Source organism: Micromonospora craniellae, assembly GCF_014764405.1.
Lineage (GTDB): Bacteria > Actinomycetota > Actinomycetes > Mycobacteriales > Micromonosporaceae > Micromonospora > Micromonospora craniellae.
The window spans coordinates 3,705,212-3,719,688 of the sequence record NZ_CP061725.1 but is presented as its reverse complement, the minus strand read 5'-3'; the positions used below and the strand labels follow the sequence as shown (position 1 = coordinate 3,719,688).

Genomic DNA, 14,477 nt, shown 5'->3' with positions numbered 1-14,477 from the left:
GTACCTCCTCAGATGACGGTCAGCTCTGCGCCCTCGTCGGCGTACGCGGACCGGCGGGTCGGTGCGCGTCCCATCGCCTCGGACATGGCCGTGACCAGGCTCGAAACGGCGTCGATCTTCTCGGCGGAGCGGGCCTTGTCGGGCTTGACGTTGCCGGCCGGGTCGGTGTGCACGGACAGGTTGTCGACCTGCCACCGCACCGCCGGGTTGCCGCCGTGGCGCAGCAGGGGCCGGTCCTCGCGGCCGGCCAGCAGCAGACGCTGCACCTCCTTGAGCGGAGGCGAGAGTGTCTGCAGGCCCTGGCGGACCTTCACCAGCGGCGCACCGGCGGCCGAGAGGTTGTTCGTCAGCTGCGTCGCGTTCCACGGGTCGTAGCCCAGCGACGCGACGTCGAACGTCTCGATGTCCTGCTCGATCTGCGCCTGGACGAAGTCGTAGTCGGCCACGTTGCCCGGCGTGGTCAGCAGCAGACCCTCCTTGACCCACCGCGACGCCGCTTTCGCCGTGCGCTTGTCGAGGTTGGCCACGTTCTCCTCGGGCGTCCACAGCCGCCACAGCGCGTCGTACCCGCCGTCGTCGGGGAACAGCCAGCACAACGCGATCAGGTCGCTGGTGGAGGCCAGGTCCAGCCCGCCGAACGCCTCGCGGCCGGTCAGCGCGTCCTCGTCGACGGCGCCGGCGTTGCGGTCCCAGCTGACCAGCGTCAGGTACTTCGTTTCCTGCTTCGTCCGCACGCCCAGGTGCAGCCGCTGGTACGCCGCGAGCTCCGCCGGCGAGTTACGGGCGCCGTTGGCCTTGCTGCGCAGGTAGGCCCGGGTCGGTGAGATCCCGTAACCCGGGTTCGCCGCGCGCTGCGTGGCCTCGGCGAACGGGTCGGCCTCCGGGTCGGCGCACCAGATCACGCCGTACGTGGTCTCGTCGACCAGCACCCCGGACGCGAGCTGCTCGACCAGCCGCCGCTTGCGGTCGTAGGCGGTCTCCCGGCGGCCGGAGTCCGCCGTGGTGATGATGACGATCAGCGGCTGCGTCCGGGAACCGGTCCCGGTCTCGATCGCCTCCAGCAGGTCCGGGGTCTTGTGGACATGCAGCTCGTCGACGACCCCGCAGTGGATGTTCGCCCCGTGCTGCGCGTCGGCCGCCGAGGACACGACCTCGATCGTCGAGCCGGACGGCTTGTGGATGACCTTCTTCGCCAGCGCCTTGACGAACCGAGCCAGCGCCCGGCTCTTGGCCGCCAGGGTCTTGATCGGGTTGAACACGAACCCGGCCTGACGCTCGCTGGTCGCGGCGGTGACGACCTGGGCGCCCTGCTCGCCGTCCGCACACGCCATGTAGATCGCGATGCCGCCACACAGGGTGCTCTTGCCGTTCTTGCGGGGCACGTCGACGTACAGGGTGCGGATGATCCGCACGTACGCCTCGGCGTCCTCGTCCCACCGCACCCACCCGAACACCGGGGCGAGGATGTAGGCGACCTGCCACGGATCCGGGATCAGCGGCAGGCCGGCCAGCCGGCCCTGCGTGTGCCGCAGCTGGCGGAACGAGGCCAGGACGTGGTCGACGCGGTCCGGATCGAACGCGGCGTCGACGACGTCGCGCGGCTCAGGGGTCTTCCACCGCGGCGGGCAGTCCGGCAGCGCGATGCCCCGGCTGACCAGGTACCAGGCCACCTCCGGGGACAGCTTGAGCCGCTCCAGCTCCTCCGCCGGCGGCAGGAACGCGGTCGGGACCTCAGCCGACGAGGCCGACCGATCCTCCTCCCGCGCCGCTGAACGGGTTCTCGTCGCCATCGTCGCCGTCGCCCTTCACCAGCCCGCCCTCAGCAGACGGAGACAGCCCGAAGTGCGTCGCGAACGCGCGCAGCTCCTTGCCGGCCGACCGGGCGATCACCACGTTCGGGTTGGCCGCCAGCCGCTTCGACTCGGTGCCGTCCTTGCGGACCGTGATCGCCTCCACCAGCAGGCCCTGCAACTGCACCTCACGGGTCGCCCACACGAACGTGGCCCAGGTCTGGCAGTACGCCGACAACATCGCCCGGTCGATCTTCTTGAGCAGACCCATCCGGTCCAGCTCCGGCACCACCCGCCGCCACTCCGCCGCCGCCTCCTTCGACAACCACGTCGGCGGGTTCGGCGCCGCCCGCTCGAACGCCGGCGCCTCCCGGACCTTCCGACCGCCGGAGTCCGTGCCGTTGCCCCGGCCCTTGAGCAGCCGCAGCCCGGCCGGCTCAGGGGTGCGTGCCACGTCCACCTCCTCAGAAGCGCGACCGCCGGTTCGCCTCGGCCTGACGGCGTTCGGTGACGACCTTGACGACCTCGGGATCGGGTGGCTCGATCTGCGTCACCGACAGCCAGTGCCCCCGTGCGTAGATCGCCCAGCCGGTGGGGTTGCCGTCGCGGTCCTCGGCCGTCAGCCTCAGCTCGCCCTCGCTGGAGACCTCGACATCGACCACGTCGCCCTCGATCGTGCCGCCGCGCTCCGGGTCCGGAAAGCCGATCACACGAGCCTTCACTGTCACCGCCCTAAATAGACATGCCATCGAATCTCGGCGATGGCTGATCGGGTGATCGGGGTGCCCCCACGGATTTTCATTCTGAGATTTGGAAAGCTTCACTACCGCCGACGGTGCCCCCGGACCCCACCGTCGTGATCATGACTCCCCTACCCCCGACCGCGCCCGCTGAGCTGCGCGAATGCGTTCGGCCTCGCTCTTGTTCTCATGGCACGGCGATTCGCAGATCGCGCCGAGATTCGCCGCATCACGAGGCGAACCGCCCTCCGCAACAGGGATCTTGTGATCGACCTGCGTCGCTGCCTGCTTGCCGCAGACGTAGCACGTCCAGCCGTCGCGGATGAGGATGCGCCGGCTCAGTGCATCCCACTCCGAACGGCTCATGCCGTACCGCTGCTCGAACGGCAGCCGGCCCGCCCAGGCCGGCCGCTGGTGTACGTCGCAGCGGCCGCGGTCGACCAGCGTCCGGCATCCCGGCTCAGCGCAACGGGTCTTGGGGGCCGTGGGCACCGGGGGCCTCCGGGGAGGGGGAGGGGGGATGCTGCCGCAGGGGGTAACACGATGGGCCCCCACACTCAGTGCGGGGGCCCATCGGCCCGGGCCGACCCGGGGGGCTGGCTAAACGGGTAGATCGCGGCGCCGGGGCAGACTCCTGGCGCTGCACACATGCTGCGATGCTCGTCCTGATCTTGTCAACTGTCCTGGCGGAGCACCCCTCCGCGTGTCCCCTCCGACGTCCAGACCTCGGCCTCCAGCAGCTGCTCCCCGACGTAGCCGAAGATGCCGGCCCGGCGCACCGGCGGATCCACGTGCGGGAAGCCAGGGCCGGCTGACTGGCAGCGTGGGCAGTCCTCCGGCGCCGCGCCCGCGAGGTGCCCGGCCTGGCGTGAACGGCGCACCCAGTCAGCCAGCCGCGCGCGGTCCACCCGCAGCTGCGCCACGGCGTACGCGGTCGTCCACCACTGCACGCCGTCGACCACCACCACGCCGCTCACGCCGCACCGGTCCGCCGGTCGGACCAGCCGCCGTGACCGGTCACGGTGCTGCGGACGGTGGGGCGGGGCCGGCCCTGCTCGTCGAGGCGGCGAGCGATCGCCACGGCGGTCGCCAGCCCGCCCGGGCCCTCCATCTCGCCCCTGCCCCACGCGTGGGGCAGACCGGGCCGGCGGTCGCGCTTGAGGCAGCCGCAGCCCGCACCGACGCACAGACACGTCCGGCGGACGCACCGCACGCTCCAGCGCCGCTTGTCGTGGCCGTCGTGGTGCAGCTGCAGCGATCGGTGCCGGCAGGCCGGGCACCGGTGCTCGATCGGCCGCACCGGCTCTGCCACCACACCGGCCGCCGACCGGGCGACCTCGTCCGCCCACGCGATGCGCTGGGCGATCTCGGCCACCAGGTACGCGTCGCGGTTGTCGTGCAGGTCGTCGACCACACCGGCCCGCCACGCGTCGCCGGCGGCGTCGACCACCCAGGGCCGGCCGGGCCCGCCGACGGTCAGCCAGTCCAGCACATCCACCGGCCGACCGCCGCCGACGTACGACGAGTCGCGGTACGCGGCGACGCTGCGGGCCAGCCGGGTCAGGATCCGGTGCACGACGGCCTGGGCGTCGACGACGTCCAGACGCGCGGCCGCCGGCGACGGCGCCAACGCGCCCATGCCCCGGCTCAGGTTCCAGGACCGGTACGCCCGGTCGGCGTGGCCGCGTGCTTCGAGGATCTCGGCCTGCTCCTCGTCGACGGGCCGGCCGGGCCGGCGCTCGCGGCCGGGGACCATCAGCAGCCACAGCCAGGCGCACGACTCCCGGAGCCGCTCAATCGCGTCGCGGACGTCGACCACGCGCAGGGGCGGCTGGCCGGCCGTCGTGGTGGATGGGGTGCTCATCGGTCCTCCGGATCGTGCGAGGGCGGCGCGGGGCGGGCAGGGGTGGTGCCGGGGGGCCAGACGTAGGGGTCAGGTTGGTGCGGGGCTGGACGGGAGCGCCGGTGGTAGACGTCGGGAAACTGCGGGCTGCGGGCTGGCTGGTGGGACCAGGGGGTTGAGCTGGCCGGTGGGGTGGTGGGGCCGGGGGTGGGGGGTGGCGGGTGGAGTGCTGTCACCTCGGGTTTCCCGTCCCGACCCAGCCCGGACCCTGTCCGGCGGTGATCGGTCGTCGCCGTGGTGGTGGTGATGTCGGGGTTCGGGCGCACTGGTGGTGTGTGATCGGCGTTTCGATCGCGTTCGTGGTCGGTGATGGGTTCATCGGTTCGTTCGGTGATCGGTTTTTGTTCGTGATCGTGATTGGGTGCCGTTTCGTCGGTGATCGGCGCGTGATCGGTGGGCAGGTCCCGCAGCACCTGGTCGCGGGCGCGCATGCGGGCGGCCTGGTCGGGGGTGGGGATGGGCAGCAGCACCATGTCGGCCTCGGCCGGCAGGCGGTGGCCCTTGTGCTCGTTGCAGCGCTTGCAGCTCAAGACGAAGTTCTCGGCGTTGGCGCCGGCCGGGGCATCCGGGTCGACGTGGTCGTAGTGGATCCGCTTGCGGGGATCCTTCGCCCGGCCGCTCTTCGGGCTGAGAGGTCCGGAGCCGCAGTACCGGCAGCAGCCGCCGTCGCGGGTGTAGACCAAGGCTTTCAGGCGCGCGTCACGCAGGTCCGCCTTCTGCGCCCGGTTGCGGTTGTACTCCCGCCGGGACGGGTTCCGCTTGGAGAACCCGTGGATCCGGTACGCATACCCGGTGATCCACCCGTCACCGAGGCACTCACACTCGTCGCCCTGACGGTGCAGCAGCGGCGGCTGGTCGAGCACTGCTGTGGTCAGCAGCCCGAGGATCTTCTTACGGCCGCGGCACTGCTGCAGCGCCATGCCCTCGGTCAGGTAGCCATCGGACAGCACCGCGGACGACGACGACTTCAGCCGGCACAGCGCGGACTGCAGCGCGTCGACCAGGTCCGCGACGCCACCGGCAAGCACTTCCCACACCGGTTCGCTGTGGAAAGTGTCACTTTCCAGCCAGTACGGCATACCCCACCTCAATGATCAACATCTATGGTTTGTCCGGTACGACAAAGCGCGGCCACCTCCAAGGTGGCCGCGCCGAAGGGGCGATCTGGGGCGGCGGAGAACGCCGTCACGGGTCGGGTGGTTCCGGAGGGTCGTCAGCCATGCGGCGCCTCGTCGGGGTGCACGGCCAGCGTCGCCTGCACTGCGGCGAACAGCTCGTCCTCCGACACCGATGCATGGAAGCGCCACGGCCCTCTGCCGTCACCGAGCAGCTGCCAGCCCACCGCGTCTTCGCCCTGCATGACAACCGCGAGCGCGAACCCGCGAGGGTGGAGCACCGCCCGGTTGATCAGCCAGAGCAGTCCGGAATCGCGGAGGTCCGCCCAGGGACGGACCGGCACCGCCGTCCCGGTGCCGTCGCCAGGTTCGGCGCCGGCCGTCACCTGAGCTGCCGGAACGGCCTGGCCGGTCTTCCGTGCCTCGGCGGCTTCAACCTCGCTGCGGTACGCGGCAAGTAGCGGCTCCACCTGGTCCCGGATCACCGGCCACGCGCGCTCCATCTCGGGCCGGTGGGCGGCGGCCAACGCGACGAGCGCTGCGGCGATGGCGGCTGCCCGGGTCTGTCGGGTGATGTCGATTTCGGTCTTCGGGCCGAGGTTGGTGGCGCCGAGGATGTTCCGCTCGGTGACCGTGATGGTGACGGTGGTGCTCATGAGGTCCTTTCGGGCTGATGAGTTGCGCTGGGCGGGGCACCGCCAGGCCGGCCCCTGGCCGCGTAACCGCGCGGCAGACGGCGCATGGTCATGGAGATCGACTCCAGCAGCGCCGAGACGTACCGGCCGCGTTCGTTTCCGTCGTCGATGTCGTTGAGTCGCTGTAGCGCGGCGTTGAACGCGTCCAGGTCGCCGGCAGCCCGGGCGCGGATCAGGTCGTGGGTCCACTGGAGGTACGGGGTAGGCGGTGCCTCACCGACCACGCCGGCGCCGACGTCCCAGGCGACCAGGCGCACGGTGCCGAACTCGAAGCTGTCACCGCACGCGTAGGTCAGGACCGTGTCGCACCAGGCGACCAGAACGTCTCCCAATGCCTCCGGGGTGCACTCGGCGCTGATCCGGTTGACGGCGTCGGTGGCGCGTCGCCAGTCCCGTTCGATGGCCATGTGCAGCGCGGTGGCCGCCAACCGGCGCGGCTTGCTGTGCTCTGCGACGCCCATTCAGACCACCGGCTCGGGGACGTCCTGCGCGCCGGAGGCGGCCATCACCTTGTCGTAGATGGCCAGCGCCCAGCGGGCGTCACCCAGCGCGGTGTGCCGGGAGGCCGGGTCGCTGGGCACGCCGAGTTGCGCGGCCAGGTCGTCGAGGCGCCACGGCAGCGTCGGTACCGGCCGGTCGAGGGCCTGGCACAGCGCGGCGGCGTAGCCGAACGCCAGGGCGCCGACGTCGACGAGGTGGTAGTTCCAGGTGGGTGCCTGCCAGTGGGCGCGAAGGAAACGGCTGAGGAAGGCGGCGTCGAACTGCGGGTTGACGCCCACCAGGTGGGCGCCGTCGAGCAGCTCGGCCATCCGCAGGGCCACGGCCGGCCGGGACAACTCGCCGAACAGCCCACCGGGCACCTCGGCGGGCTTGCGGTGCACGAACGCCTGGGTGGTTCGGTCCTGCACCGACGAGGCGCGCTCGTAGTAGCGGCTGATCTGTAGGGCTTTCGGTTCTGCATCCGACAGGTTGGGGCGCAGCATGTAGTGCCACTCCCCGTCGAACGTCGGGTCACGGTGGCCGCGGACGATCGCCCCGATCTCCCAGATGTGATGGCGCTCCGGATCCAGCCCGGTCGTCTCCAGGTCCAGCGCCACGATCGTGGTCGTCACCTCAGTGCTGCTCCTCTGCTCGGTCGCGAGATGGCGTACGGCGTCATGCCGCCGCCGTGGGTTTCGGGTTCGCCGTCGACGACCGACAGGTGCCGACGTCGGCGGGCAGGCCGGGGCTGGTCGACGGCGGCGGCCGCGCGGGCGGCGAGCGCCCGGGCCGCCGGGTGCGGCGACGCGGGCCGGGGTAGCCGCGGCGATGGTCCGTACCGCTCGTGCAGCAGCTCGGCGGCCAACTCGTCGGGGATCACGGCTCACCCCGACCGGTCCGCGCAGGCCGGGCAGTCGCGACGGGTGAGCCGGTAGCGCTCGCGGCGGCGGGTGGCCTCCATCGTGATGCCGCAGATGTGCGGGTACGGCTCACCGGCCGGCGCCTGCCGGCCGAGCAGCGTGGTGGCCACCAGCCACCGGCCCTTCACTGCCGGCCCTGTCCGTCCGGACGCTCGGTGTACGCCATGCGGCGCAGCAACAGCAGCGTCCGGTCGGCGCGGACCGGGTCGATCGCCTGCCGGTAGCTGAGATAGACGTCGTCGGGGTCGATGTCGCCACGCCAGTGGGTGGCCCGCCAGTGCATCGCGTTGGGGTTGCCGCCGTACCAGGCGGCGAGCGCTTTGATCCCGTAAAGGGTGTGCAGCGGCGTCAGTTCGTTGGCGGTCCAGGTGACGATCGTCGTTGCGGAGAGCAGGGGGACGATCTGCTCTTCCACGGTGTTCGGGTCGACGGCGTCGGCAGGCACCGCGCGTACCCGCGGCCCGACGAGCCGGATGGTGGTCGTGTCGATGCGGCGGCGGCCGGCCGTGTCGACCGCGCTCACCCGCAGCGCGATCGGCTCCGGATCCTGACGGCCGGACGGGGCCGGCGGACGCAGGATCTGCTTGACGCGCACCACGTACGGCGGCAGCAGGCCGGGGGCGAGCAGGTTGCGGGCCCAGTCAGCGGCGGCGGCCCAGTCAGCGGCGGCCTTCTTCACGTGGGCGCGCAGCGACCGGACACGCGCGCACAGCTGGCACAGGCGCCCGTCGCCGACCGTGGGCAAGGGTCGGTCGGGGTGGGCGCCGCAGTCCTCACACGTTCGGGAGGCGCTGGCGCGGGCCCGGGCCGCCTCCAGCTGACCGATCGTCGCCGGCGACGGCTCCGACTCGGCCAGAGAGTACAGCGCCACGGTGGTCTTGCGGTCACGCCAGTCTCGGGTCTTCACCCAGGCCCGGACCGGGCCGCCCGGGACGCGGGGCAGGTCCAGGTTGTTCAGCTGCGACTGTGAGAGGAAACCGGCGGGCACCTTCCGCCAGCCCTCGTAGCACGGCAGTTCAGCCATGGTCGGTCTCCTCCGTGGGTCCGTCGATCGCGTCGCCGGCGCGTAGCCCGGCCTGGAGGCCGGCGGCGTACTGGCGGGAGAAGCGGCCCGGCAGGATGCCGAGCGCGCAAAGCACGTCCAGGGCCTCGTCCACACCGGGCATCCACAAGGTGGTTTCCGCCAGGACGTACCGGTCGGAGCGGTAGGAGATCTCCATCTCGCCGTCGAGGGCCCAGCTCACCTCGACGTGCGCCACCTGCTCCCCGTTGCGCGGTATCTGGTGCGGGGCGCGTGGGGCGCGCTCGCCCGCGTACTCGCGGCCGAGCGCGCCCGGCTCTCCGCAGCCGTCGTGGTAGCGGGGGTGACGGGCCAGGCCAGCGCGGGCCCACTCAAAGACGGCGCGCAGACGGGCGACCTGGTCGACCGTCAGCACCCAATCGGGGCGCGGGGTTACCCCCGTCCCGCCGACGGCCGGGGAAGCGGCGGCCGGCGGGACGGGAGCTGGAGCGGCGTGGTCGACCGGGCCGTCCGTGGCGGTGTCCGTAGTCGCCATGGCCTCGCTGTCGACGTCCTCTCCATCCACCGGGCTGGACGTGAAGTGCCCGGTGGCCGTCACCTTGCTGGGGATCCACCGCTTGGCGGTCGGCGTGGTCGCGGTGAACAGCACCTTGAGCGCCGTCAGCTCGTCGACGACGCGCTGTACCTCGTCCCAGGCGGGCGCGCCGGGCAGCAGGTTGCGGATCTCGTCCAGTGTCAGCCCGTACGGGCCGGTGCCTTCCAGCGCCGCGAGGACCGCGGCGGCCAGGTCGACGTCGGCCGGGGCGGAGTCGCGACACTCCGCCCCGGCCTCGTCTGAGACCCGGGGGTCGTGGGCCTCGGACTCACCCGCCACGAAACGGGTGGTCTCCTCCTCCTCCGGCCAGCAGGTGTGGCACCACACGGCGGAGTGCCGCTCGCGTGCCTGCTCGGCCGGCAGAGTCAATCCGTTGCGCGTCGATCGGCTGCACCTGGTCGACGTCTTGGTCTTGAGCGCGTGGCCCGGGATGCCCTTGCGGGCGGCCGCGATCCACACCTGCTCACCCGGTGTCGGCCCGCGCTCCTCGATGACGACCGGCGTCGGCGCGGGGGCCGGTCGGGTGGCCGGACGGTCACGGCCGTCGAGTCCCCGTACGGTCGCAGGCAACGCTCCGTCAGCGGATACAGCAGCCAAGGCGCGGGCCGCGGTGTCCTTGCTGATGCCGAGCGCGCTGCCGATCGCGCGGGTCGACATGCCGACCATGCGCAGCACCGTCACCGCCTGCGTACGGTGCACCTCCGGTACGCGCAACCGGTCTGCTCCGAACTCGGCGGCAAGGTACGCCTCCCAGCTGTCGTGGCCGAGGACCTGCCAGTCGCGCCGTTCGAAGGCCAACGCGAACTCTTCGACCGTTTCCAGGTAGTCGATCAACCCTTTGCGGATCCGGTCGGCCCGGGCGCGGGCGGCCTGCTCGGTGGACCGCTCGGTCAGCTCGATGACGTCGGCGGTCACCGTGCTGCCCTCCGGGCGTTGCGGTCACCGCGGCGGCGGGCGCCGGACTCGGTCCAGCAGTAGCCCATCGTCACCACGGCACCGGCCGATGCCGACACGGTCCAGTTCCAGCGTCGCCTCCACCACGGCCGGCGGCGGTCGCGCTGAGGCTGGAACGCGGTGGCCCTCGGCACGGACACGGACGGGCGCAGCGGCACGCGCGGAAGGCGGCCGAGTCGCTCCGGCTGGCCCGGGCGGTACTGCGGGTAGGTCGCGTACCCGGGCCGGCGCGCGGCGGCGATCCGCAGCTCGGCGTCGGTCAGGTCGAGGCTAGGTTCGGTCACCAGAGGTCCTCTCGGTCGTGCTCGCCGAGGATCGCGGCGTCGCGTTCCTGGGCTGCGGCGGCGAGCGCCGCGGGCAGGGGTTTCGAGGCGGGCCGGGCCCGCGGGGGTGGTGGTCTGTGGTTGGCGTCGCCGGCCTTACCGACGCGCAGGCAGTTGCGGCAGGTGAGCCGTTCGCGGTGGTCCGGGCCGATGCTCGGGTCGGGATCCCACTTGGTGCAGTAGCGGCGTTCCGGCGGCTTACGAGGCATGGGGGCCGTCCTCGGTCAGCTGGTCGAGCAGGGAGGGGCCGTCCAGGCCGGCGAGGTCGCCGTGCCTGGTGAAGCCGGGCAGGGGGACCAGAGCCGACCGGGCGCGGGCCTCGGCCTGGCGCTTGCGCCAGCAGCCCTCGCCGATGTGCCGGGCACGCGACACGGAGGTCTTGAGCTTCCGGTCGCAGTCGAGGCACCGCACCTCGGTCGGCTTGGTCATGAGAGATCGAACTCCCGGTGGTGCATCGGGCTGGCCTCGTGCGCGGCGCGGATCTGGGTGGTGCTCTGGCCGGGTCGGCCGGTGCACACCAGCCGGCACCGCGACGAGACACACCGCCATGTCAGCGGGGCGGGCAGACCGCCGTGGTAGACCGGCTCCGACTCGGTGCAGGTGAACCAGCGCTCCCGGGTCGAGCCGTGCCGGTCGGAGACGTAGCGGACCCGCACCCGCACCCGGGCCAACTGGACGACGTCGCCGCGCCGCCACCGGCCGCCCGCGAACACCCACACCGGGTCGGCCACGGTCAGGTCGACCGCGGTCAGCAGCCGGTCCGGTGGCTCCGGCGCGGCCACCGCGGTACGCGGGGCGGTCACCGTCGTCCCCCCACCCGAGCGGGCTGCCGGCCGGCGCGCAGGGCGGCGCATGTCGCTGCCGACGTCGCGGTGATGTGCGCGGCGAACATCGGGTTGACCAGCGGCGGGTCCGGCGGATAGTCCGGCGGTGGCGGCGGGGCCGGCACGACCGCGACGACCCGCGCCCACCGGTCGAACCGGTCGGCCCACAGCAGCAGCGCGATCCGGGCGAGCAGCACCACACAGGTCGCGCAGAGCAGCACGGCGACCACGTCGGTCGGGTGAGCGGCGACCAGGTCGACGGAGCCGATGACCACGGCCAGTACGAGGCGGACCAGGATCATGAGGTCACCCATTGGTGGCCACCGCCTCCCGGGCGGTGGGGGTGGCTGCCAGGTTGGGCAGCATCCGCCACACGTCCAGGGTCACCAGCACCATGGCCGGGTCGGTGTCGCCGACGCAGCGCAACATCAACCGCTCGTGTCCGTTGCACGCCTCGATGACCCGGCCGCCGGCGGCGGCGAACACCTCGTCGACGACGATGCTGCGCGGCTCTCGCTGCCCGGCGGGCAGCGTCGGCTCGGTCCAGGTCTCGCGGCCCATCGCCGCGTCGCGCTGGTGGTGCCAGCCGGCGCCGGCCATCCGGGTACGGATCGCCGACATCAGCGACGACGGGGCCGGCACTGTGGGTCGGGGCGTCGTCACGGCCGGGTCGAGCGTCGGCCGGCTCATCGGGTCTGCTCCTGTCCCTGCGGGGCGCGGATGTGCGCGTCGAGCAGCGACATCGCCGTCTCCACGTCCCGGCCGTCGGCGTCGAACGCGGTACCGCACTCGCAGCGGACCCCCGGGCTGCCGATGTCCCTGCGGTGCACGACGGGCGCGGTAGCCACCGGCGCGGCGGGCGACACGGGCACCGGCACGGGCGTCGACTTCGCCGCGGGCAGGTGTCGGTGAGGCGCGGACACCTCCATCTCCACCGGCGGGGTGATCTCGCCGTCGCCGCCGTAGCGCCAGGTCGCCCTGAGCCCGTAGCCGGCGTCGGAGACCTCCACGTCCAGCGCAGCGGCGAACCGACGCACCGCCTCCGGGCTGTCCATCCCGCCCTGCAACCGCAAGCTGTAGCGGGGCATCGGGAAGTGCTCGTCGGACTCGGCCAGCGCCGCGAGCTGCCGCAGGAACTCGATCTGCCGGGCGCGGTGCGCCCGGGCCCGCGCCCGCGCCGCCGCCTGCTCGACCGCTGCGGCGTCGACCAGGTACACCAGCTCGTCGACGCCGTACTCCGCGTACTCCGGGCCCGCGAACAGCACCCCCACGACCCGGCCGTCCGCCGACGGCTCGACGTGGCGGACCTCCACGCCCGGCTCGGCCTCGTTGCCGGTCGCCACGAACATGCCGTCGGTCAGCTCACCGGCCGGCACCGGCGGCAGCGCGGAGCTGTTCGCGGCCGCGATGTGCCGGTCCAGGTGCACCTGCGCCTCGGCGATCGAGTCGAACCCGTCGAACGCGACGGCGCAGACGCACGCCACCCCGGACTGGCCAGGGTCGGCGCCCGTCCAGCCGGTGCCCGTCTGGTGCACGCCCTGGGCGGCGTCGCCGGCGAGGGCCTGTGCTCCGGCGTCGGTCAGTCGGTAACGGTCCGCGTCGGCGGCCGGGGCGACCGCCGGCATCACGATGGTCCGCGGCTCGTCGACGACTTTCGGCAACTCGGCGGTGCCCAGGGGCACCAGCCCGCCGGCGTGCACCCTGGCCTCCTCGGCCGACGCGAACTGACCGGCGAACGTCTCGCCGAAGTGCGTGATCGCCATGGCTCGGGCCTCCTCGTGCGTTCCGGAGGAGACCGCGTACCGGCCGGCGAACTGGTGGCCGGCCGGGAAGGTGAACCACCACTTACGCGACTCGTCCTCCAGACCGGCACCCGGCCCGTTGCCGTCGGCGACATCCGCCGGCGGTGCGGGCTGTAGATTGGTCGTCATCTCGACTCGTCCTTTTCCGTTGAGGTGGAGTAGGGATCCCGGGGTCACGGCGTGCAGGCCGTGACCCCACTTCCGTTGAGGTGGATGCGGTAGGCGCCGCAGCACGAGCAGCGGCCGAAGCACAGGTAGTGACGGCCACCGACGCAGGCCCAGCAGGCCATCAGCTGACCAGCCACCACACGAGGCCACCGAGAGCGACGATCATGATCACGACGCTCACGGCCATCGCCGCCAGCACGAGCAGGCAGCCACGGAGCCAGGCACGATCCTCATCGGACTGCGTGCGACCCGTCGACTCGTCCACAGCCGCCTCGTCAGCCCTGGGTCGCCGGGTAGCGGCGGGCCTTGTGGCGAGCGCGGCGGCCCTGACGCGCGGTCAGCCGCGTCGACCTGGTCTGCTTGCGGTACCGGTCCTCGCGCTGCTCCGCCGTCAGCGGCACCGCGGCCGTGCCCTTGGAACCCGCGCCCCACGCGGCCGCCTCACGACGGAGACGCGCGGCCTGCTGCTCGTCGAACGGCACGGTTAGGTCGATCCCAGGTCCGGACGGGGGTCCGCCGGTGTCGGGTCCGGTCATGCTCTGCCTCCAATGGGTTGGCCGACTTCGGCGCGCCTCGCGGCGACCTCGTCGGCGGTGGGGATGTGAGCCACGCCGACGGCGAGGCTCGCGAGAATCGCGGCGGCGTCGGCCCGGGTGAACCGGATCTGCCCCGCGACGCGGTGGTGGGGGTACTTCCTGGCCGACACGCCCTTGCGGAGCCAGTCCTCGCCCGTCTTCCACAGCCGGGCCAAGTCCTCGAACGTGAGCAGCTCCAGCGGGTCGAGCAGCTCCAACTCACTGCCGCTGCTCATGCAGCGTCCTCGGTCGGGACCTCGAAGTACTCATCGAGCGAAACTTGGAGGCCCCGCCGGGCGAGTTCGTCTCGGTGCTGTCGAAAGACGGAGATCGTCTGACTCATGAACTTCTCGCCCACCGACTCGCCCGCGAGGGCCCGCTTCAGGGTCTTGATGTCCATCTCCAGCAGGTGCGCCTGCTGTGACTCGCGCTCTCGACCAAGCGCCAGCATCGCCAGCGAGAACGGAACCAGGCGCACTCGTACCCGGGCGGGCGTTTCCGGCTGGCGTGCCATGCGCTTCCGGGAGCGTGTTTCCTGTTTCACGTTTGGGACCGTACGCCGGAAGCGCGCG

At 72.3% G+C, this 14,477-nt stretch carries 25 protein-coding genes; all 25 read right to left on the bottom strand.

Annotated elements, in window-relative coordinates; genetic code table 11:
- Window positions 1-8: 8 nt before the first annotated feature.
- Window positions 9-1,790: a terminase large subunit gene (locus tag ID554_RS16670; RefSeq protein WP_117227266.1), complete on the bottom strand. Its 1,782-nt coding sequence runs from the start codon at window positions 1,788-1,790 to the stop codon at window positions 9-11.
- The gene (locus ID554_RS16665) at window positions 1,732-2,244 is read right to left on the bottom strand and encodes a phage terminase small subunit P27 family (protein ID WP_117227408.1); all 513 of its coding nucleotides are present in this window, start codon (window positions 2,242-2,244) and stop codon (window positions 1,732-1,734) included. Before ID554_RS16665 ends, ID554_RS16670 begins: the two co-directional genes overlap by 59 nt.
- Before the next feature lie 10 nt (window positions 2,245-2,254).
- Window positions 2,255-2,614, bottom strand: a complete 360-nt coding sequence (locus ID554_RS16660) for a hypothetical protein (protein ID WP_147333416.1) — start codon at window positions 2,612-2,614, stop codon at window positions 2,255-2,257.
- A 36-nt stretch (window positions 2,615-2,650) separates the two neighbouring features.
- Entirely contained in the window at window positions 2,651-3,022 is a 372-nt protein-coding gene (locus ID554_RS16655) for an HNH endonuclease (protein WP_117227264.1), read from the bottom strand.
- A 182-nt stretch (window positions 3,023-3,204) separates the two neighbouring features.
- On the bottom strand, window positions 3,205-3,507 hold the full coding sequence (locus tag ID554_RS16650; protein ID WP_117227263.1) for a hypothetical protein: 303 nt from the start codon (window positions 3,505-3,507) through the stop codon (window positions 3,205-3,207).
- Window positions 3,504-4,394: a hypothetical protein gene (locus ID554_RS16645; protein ID WP_117227262.1), complete on the bottom strand. Its 891-nt coding sequence runs from the start codon at window positions 4,392-4,394 to the stop codon at window positions 3,504-3,506. The genes ID554_RS16650 and ID554_RS16645 overlap by 4 nt, the downstream gene beginning before the upstream one ends.
- On the bottom strand, window positions 4,391-5,470 hold the full coding sequence (locus ID554_RS16640; RefSeq protein WP_158573705.1) for an HNH endonuclease: 1,080 nt from the start codon (window positions 5,468-5,470) through the stop codon (window positions 4,391-4,393). The genes ID554_RS16645 and ID554_RS16640 overlap by 4 nt, the downstream gene beginning before the upstream one ends.
- Before the next feature lie 176 nt (window positions 5,471-5,646).
- On the bottom strand, window positions 5,647-6,204 hold the full coding sequence (locus tag ID554_RS16635; protein ID WP_117227260.1) for a hypothetical protein: 558 nt from the start codon (window positions 6,202-6,204) through the stop codon (window positions 5,647-5,649).
- Entirely contained in the window at window positions 6,201-6,704 is a 504-nt protein-coding gene (locus tag ID554_RS16630; protein WP_158573704.1) for a hypothetical protein, read from the bottom strand. The genes ID554_RS16635 and ID554_RS16630 overlap by 4 nt, the downstream gene beginning before the upstream one ends.
- A complete protein-coding gene (locus ID554_RS16625; RefSeq protein ID WP_158573703.1) occupies window positions 6,705-7,355 on the bottom strand; it encodes a 3'-5' exonuclease in 651 nt (216 codons plus the stop codon).
- Window positions 7,352-7,603 (bottom strand): hypothetical protein, encoded by a 252-nt coding sequence (locus ID554_RS16620; RefSeq protein ID WP_158573702.1) that lies wholly within the window; start codon window positions 7,601-7,603, stop codon window positions 7,352-7,354. The genes ID554_RS16625 and ID554_RS16620 overlap by 4 nt, the downstream gene beginning before the upstream one ends.
- 3 nt (window positions 7,604-7,606) lie before the next feature.
- Window positions 7,607-7,771, bottom strand: a complete 165-nt coding sequence (locus tag ID554_RS16615; RefSeq protein WP_158573701.1) for a hypothetical protein — start codon at window positions 7,769-7,771, stop codon at window positions 7,607-7,609.
- Window positions 7,768-8,667: a hypothetical protein gene (locus ID554_RS16610; protein ID WP_117227258.1), complete on the bottom strand. Its 900-nt coding sequence runs from the start codon at window positions 8,665-8,667 to the stop codon at window positions 7,768-7,770. The genes ID554_RS16615 and ID554_RS16610 overlap by 4 nt, the downstream gene beginning before the upstream one ends.
- Window positions 8,660-10,174 carry a hypothetical protein gene (locus ID554_RS16605; protein WP_117227257.1) on the bottom strand — a complete coding sequence of 505 codons (1,515 nt, stop codon included), beginning with the start codon at window positions 10,172-10,174 and terminating at the stop codon, window positions 8,660-8,662. The genes ID554_RS16610 and ID554_RS16605 overlap by 8 nt, the downstream gene beginning before the upstream one ends.
- Entirely contained in the window at window positions 10,171-10,497 is a 327-nt protein-coding gene (locus ID554_RS16600) for a hypothetical protein (protein ID WP_117227256.1), read from the bottom strand. Before ID554_RS16600 ends, ID554_RS16605 begins: the two co-directional genes overlap by 4 nt.
- Window positions 10,494-10,745 carry a hypothetical protein gene (locus ID554_RS16595; RefSeq protein ID WP_117227255.1) on the bottom strand — a complete coding sequence of 84 codons (252 nt, stop codon included), beginning with the start codon at window positions 10,743-10,745 and terminating at the stop codon, window positions 10,494-10,496. The genes ID554_RS16600 and ID554_RS16595 overlap by 4 nt, the downstream gene beginning before the upstream one ends.
- A complete protein-coding gene (locus ID554_RS16590) occupies window positions 10,735-10,965 on the bottom strand; it encodes a DUF6011 domain-containing protein (protein WP_117227254.1) in 231 nt (76 codons plus the stop codon). The genes ID554_RS16595 and ID554_RS16590 overlap by 11 nt, the downstream gene beginning before the upstream one ends.
- Window positions 10,962-11,339, bottom strand: coding sequence for a hypothetical protein (locus ID554_RS16585; protein WP_117227253.1), 378 nt, complete (start codon window positions 11,337-11,339; stop codon window positions 10,962-10,964). The genes ID554_RS16590 and ID554_RS16585 overlap by 4 nt, the downstream gene beginning before the upstream one ends.
- Entirely contained in the window at window positions 11,336-11,674 is a 339-nt protein-coding gene (locus ID554_RS16580) for a hypothetical protein (RefSeq protein WP_117227252.1), read from the bottom strand. Before ID554_RS16580 ends, ID554_RS16585 begins: the two co-directional genes overlap by 4 nt.
- Window positions 11,667-12,050: a hypothetical protein gene (locus ID554_RS16575; RefSeq protein WP_147333414.1), complete on the bottom strand. Its 384-nt coding sequence runs from the start codon at window positions 12,048-12,050 to the stop codon at window positions 11,667-11,669. Before ID554_RS16575 ends, ID554_RS16580 begins: the two co-directional genes overlap by 8 nt.
- Window positions 12,047-13,291: a hypothetical protein gene (locus ID554_RS16570; protein WP_117227250.1), complete on the bottom strand. Its 1,245-nt coding sequence runs from the start codon at window positions 13,289-13,291 to the stop codon at window positions 12,047-12,049. The genes ID554_RS16575 and ID554_RS16570 overlap by 4 nt, the downstream gene beginning before the upstream one ends.
- 160 nt (window positions 13,292-13,451) lie before the next feature.
- Complete coding sequence (locus ID554_RS16565) at window positions 13,452-13,595, bottom strand: hypothetical protein (RefSeq protein WP_158573700.1); 144 nt, start codon at window positions 13,593-13,595, stop codon at window positions 13,452-13,454.
- Window positions 13,596-13,605: 10 nt separating this feature from the next.
- Window positions 13,606-13,866 carry a hypothetical protein gene (locus ID554_RS16560; RefSeq protein WP_117227249.1) on the bottom strand — a complete coding sequence of 87 codons (261 nt, stop codon included), beginning with the start codon at window positions 13,864-13,866 and terminating at the stop codon, window positions 13,606-13,608.
- Window positions 13,863-14,141, bottom strand: coding sequence for a hypothetical protein (locus ID554_RS16555; RefSeq protein ID WP_117227248.1), 279 nt, complete (start codon window positions 14,139-14,141; stop codon window positions 13,863-13,865). Before ID554_RS16555 ends, ID554_RS16560 begins: the two co-directional genes overlap by 4 nt.
- Window positions 14,138-14,449 carry a hypothetical protein gene (locus ID554_RS16550; protein WP_147333413.1) on the bottom strand — a complete coding sequence of 104 codons (312 nt, stop codon included), beginning with the start codon at window positions 14,447-14,449 and terminating at the stop codon, window positions 14,138-14,140. Before ID554_RS16550 ends, ID554_RS16555 begins: the two co-directional genes overlap by 4 nt.
- Window positions 14,450-14,477 lie beyond the last annotated feature (28 nt).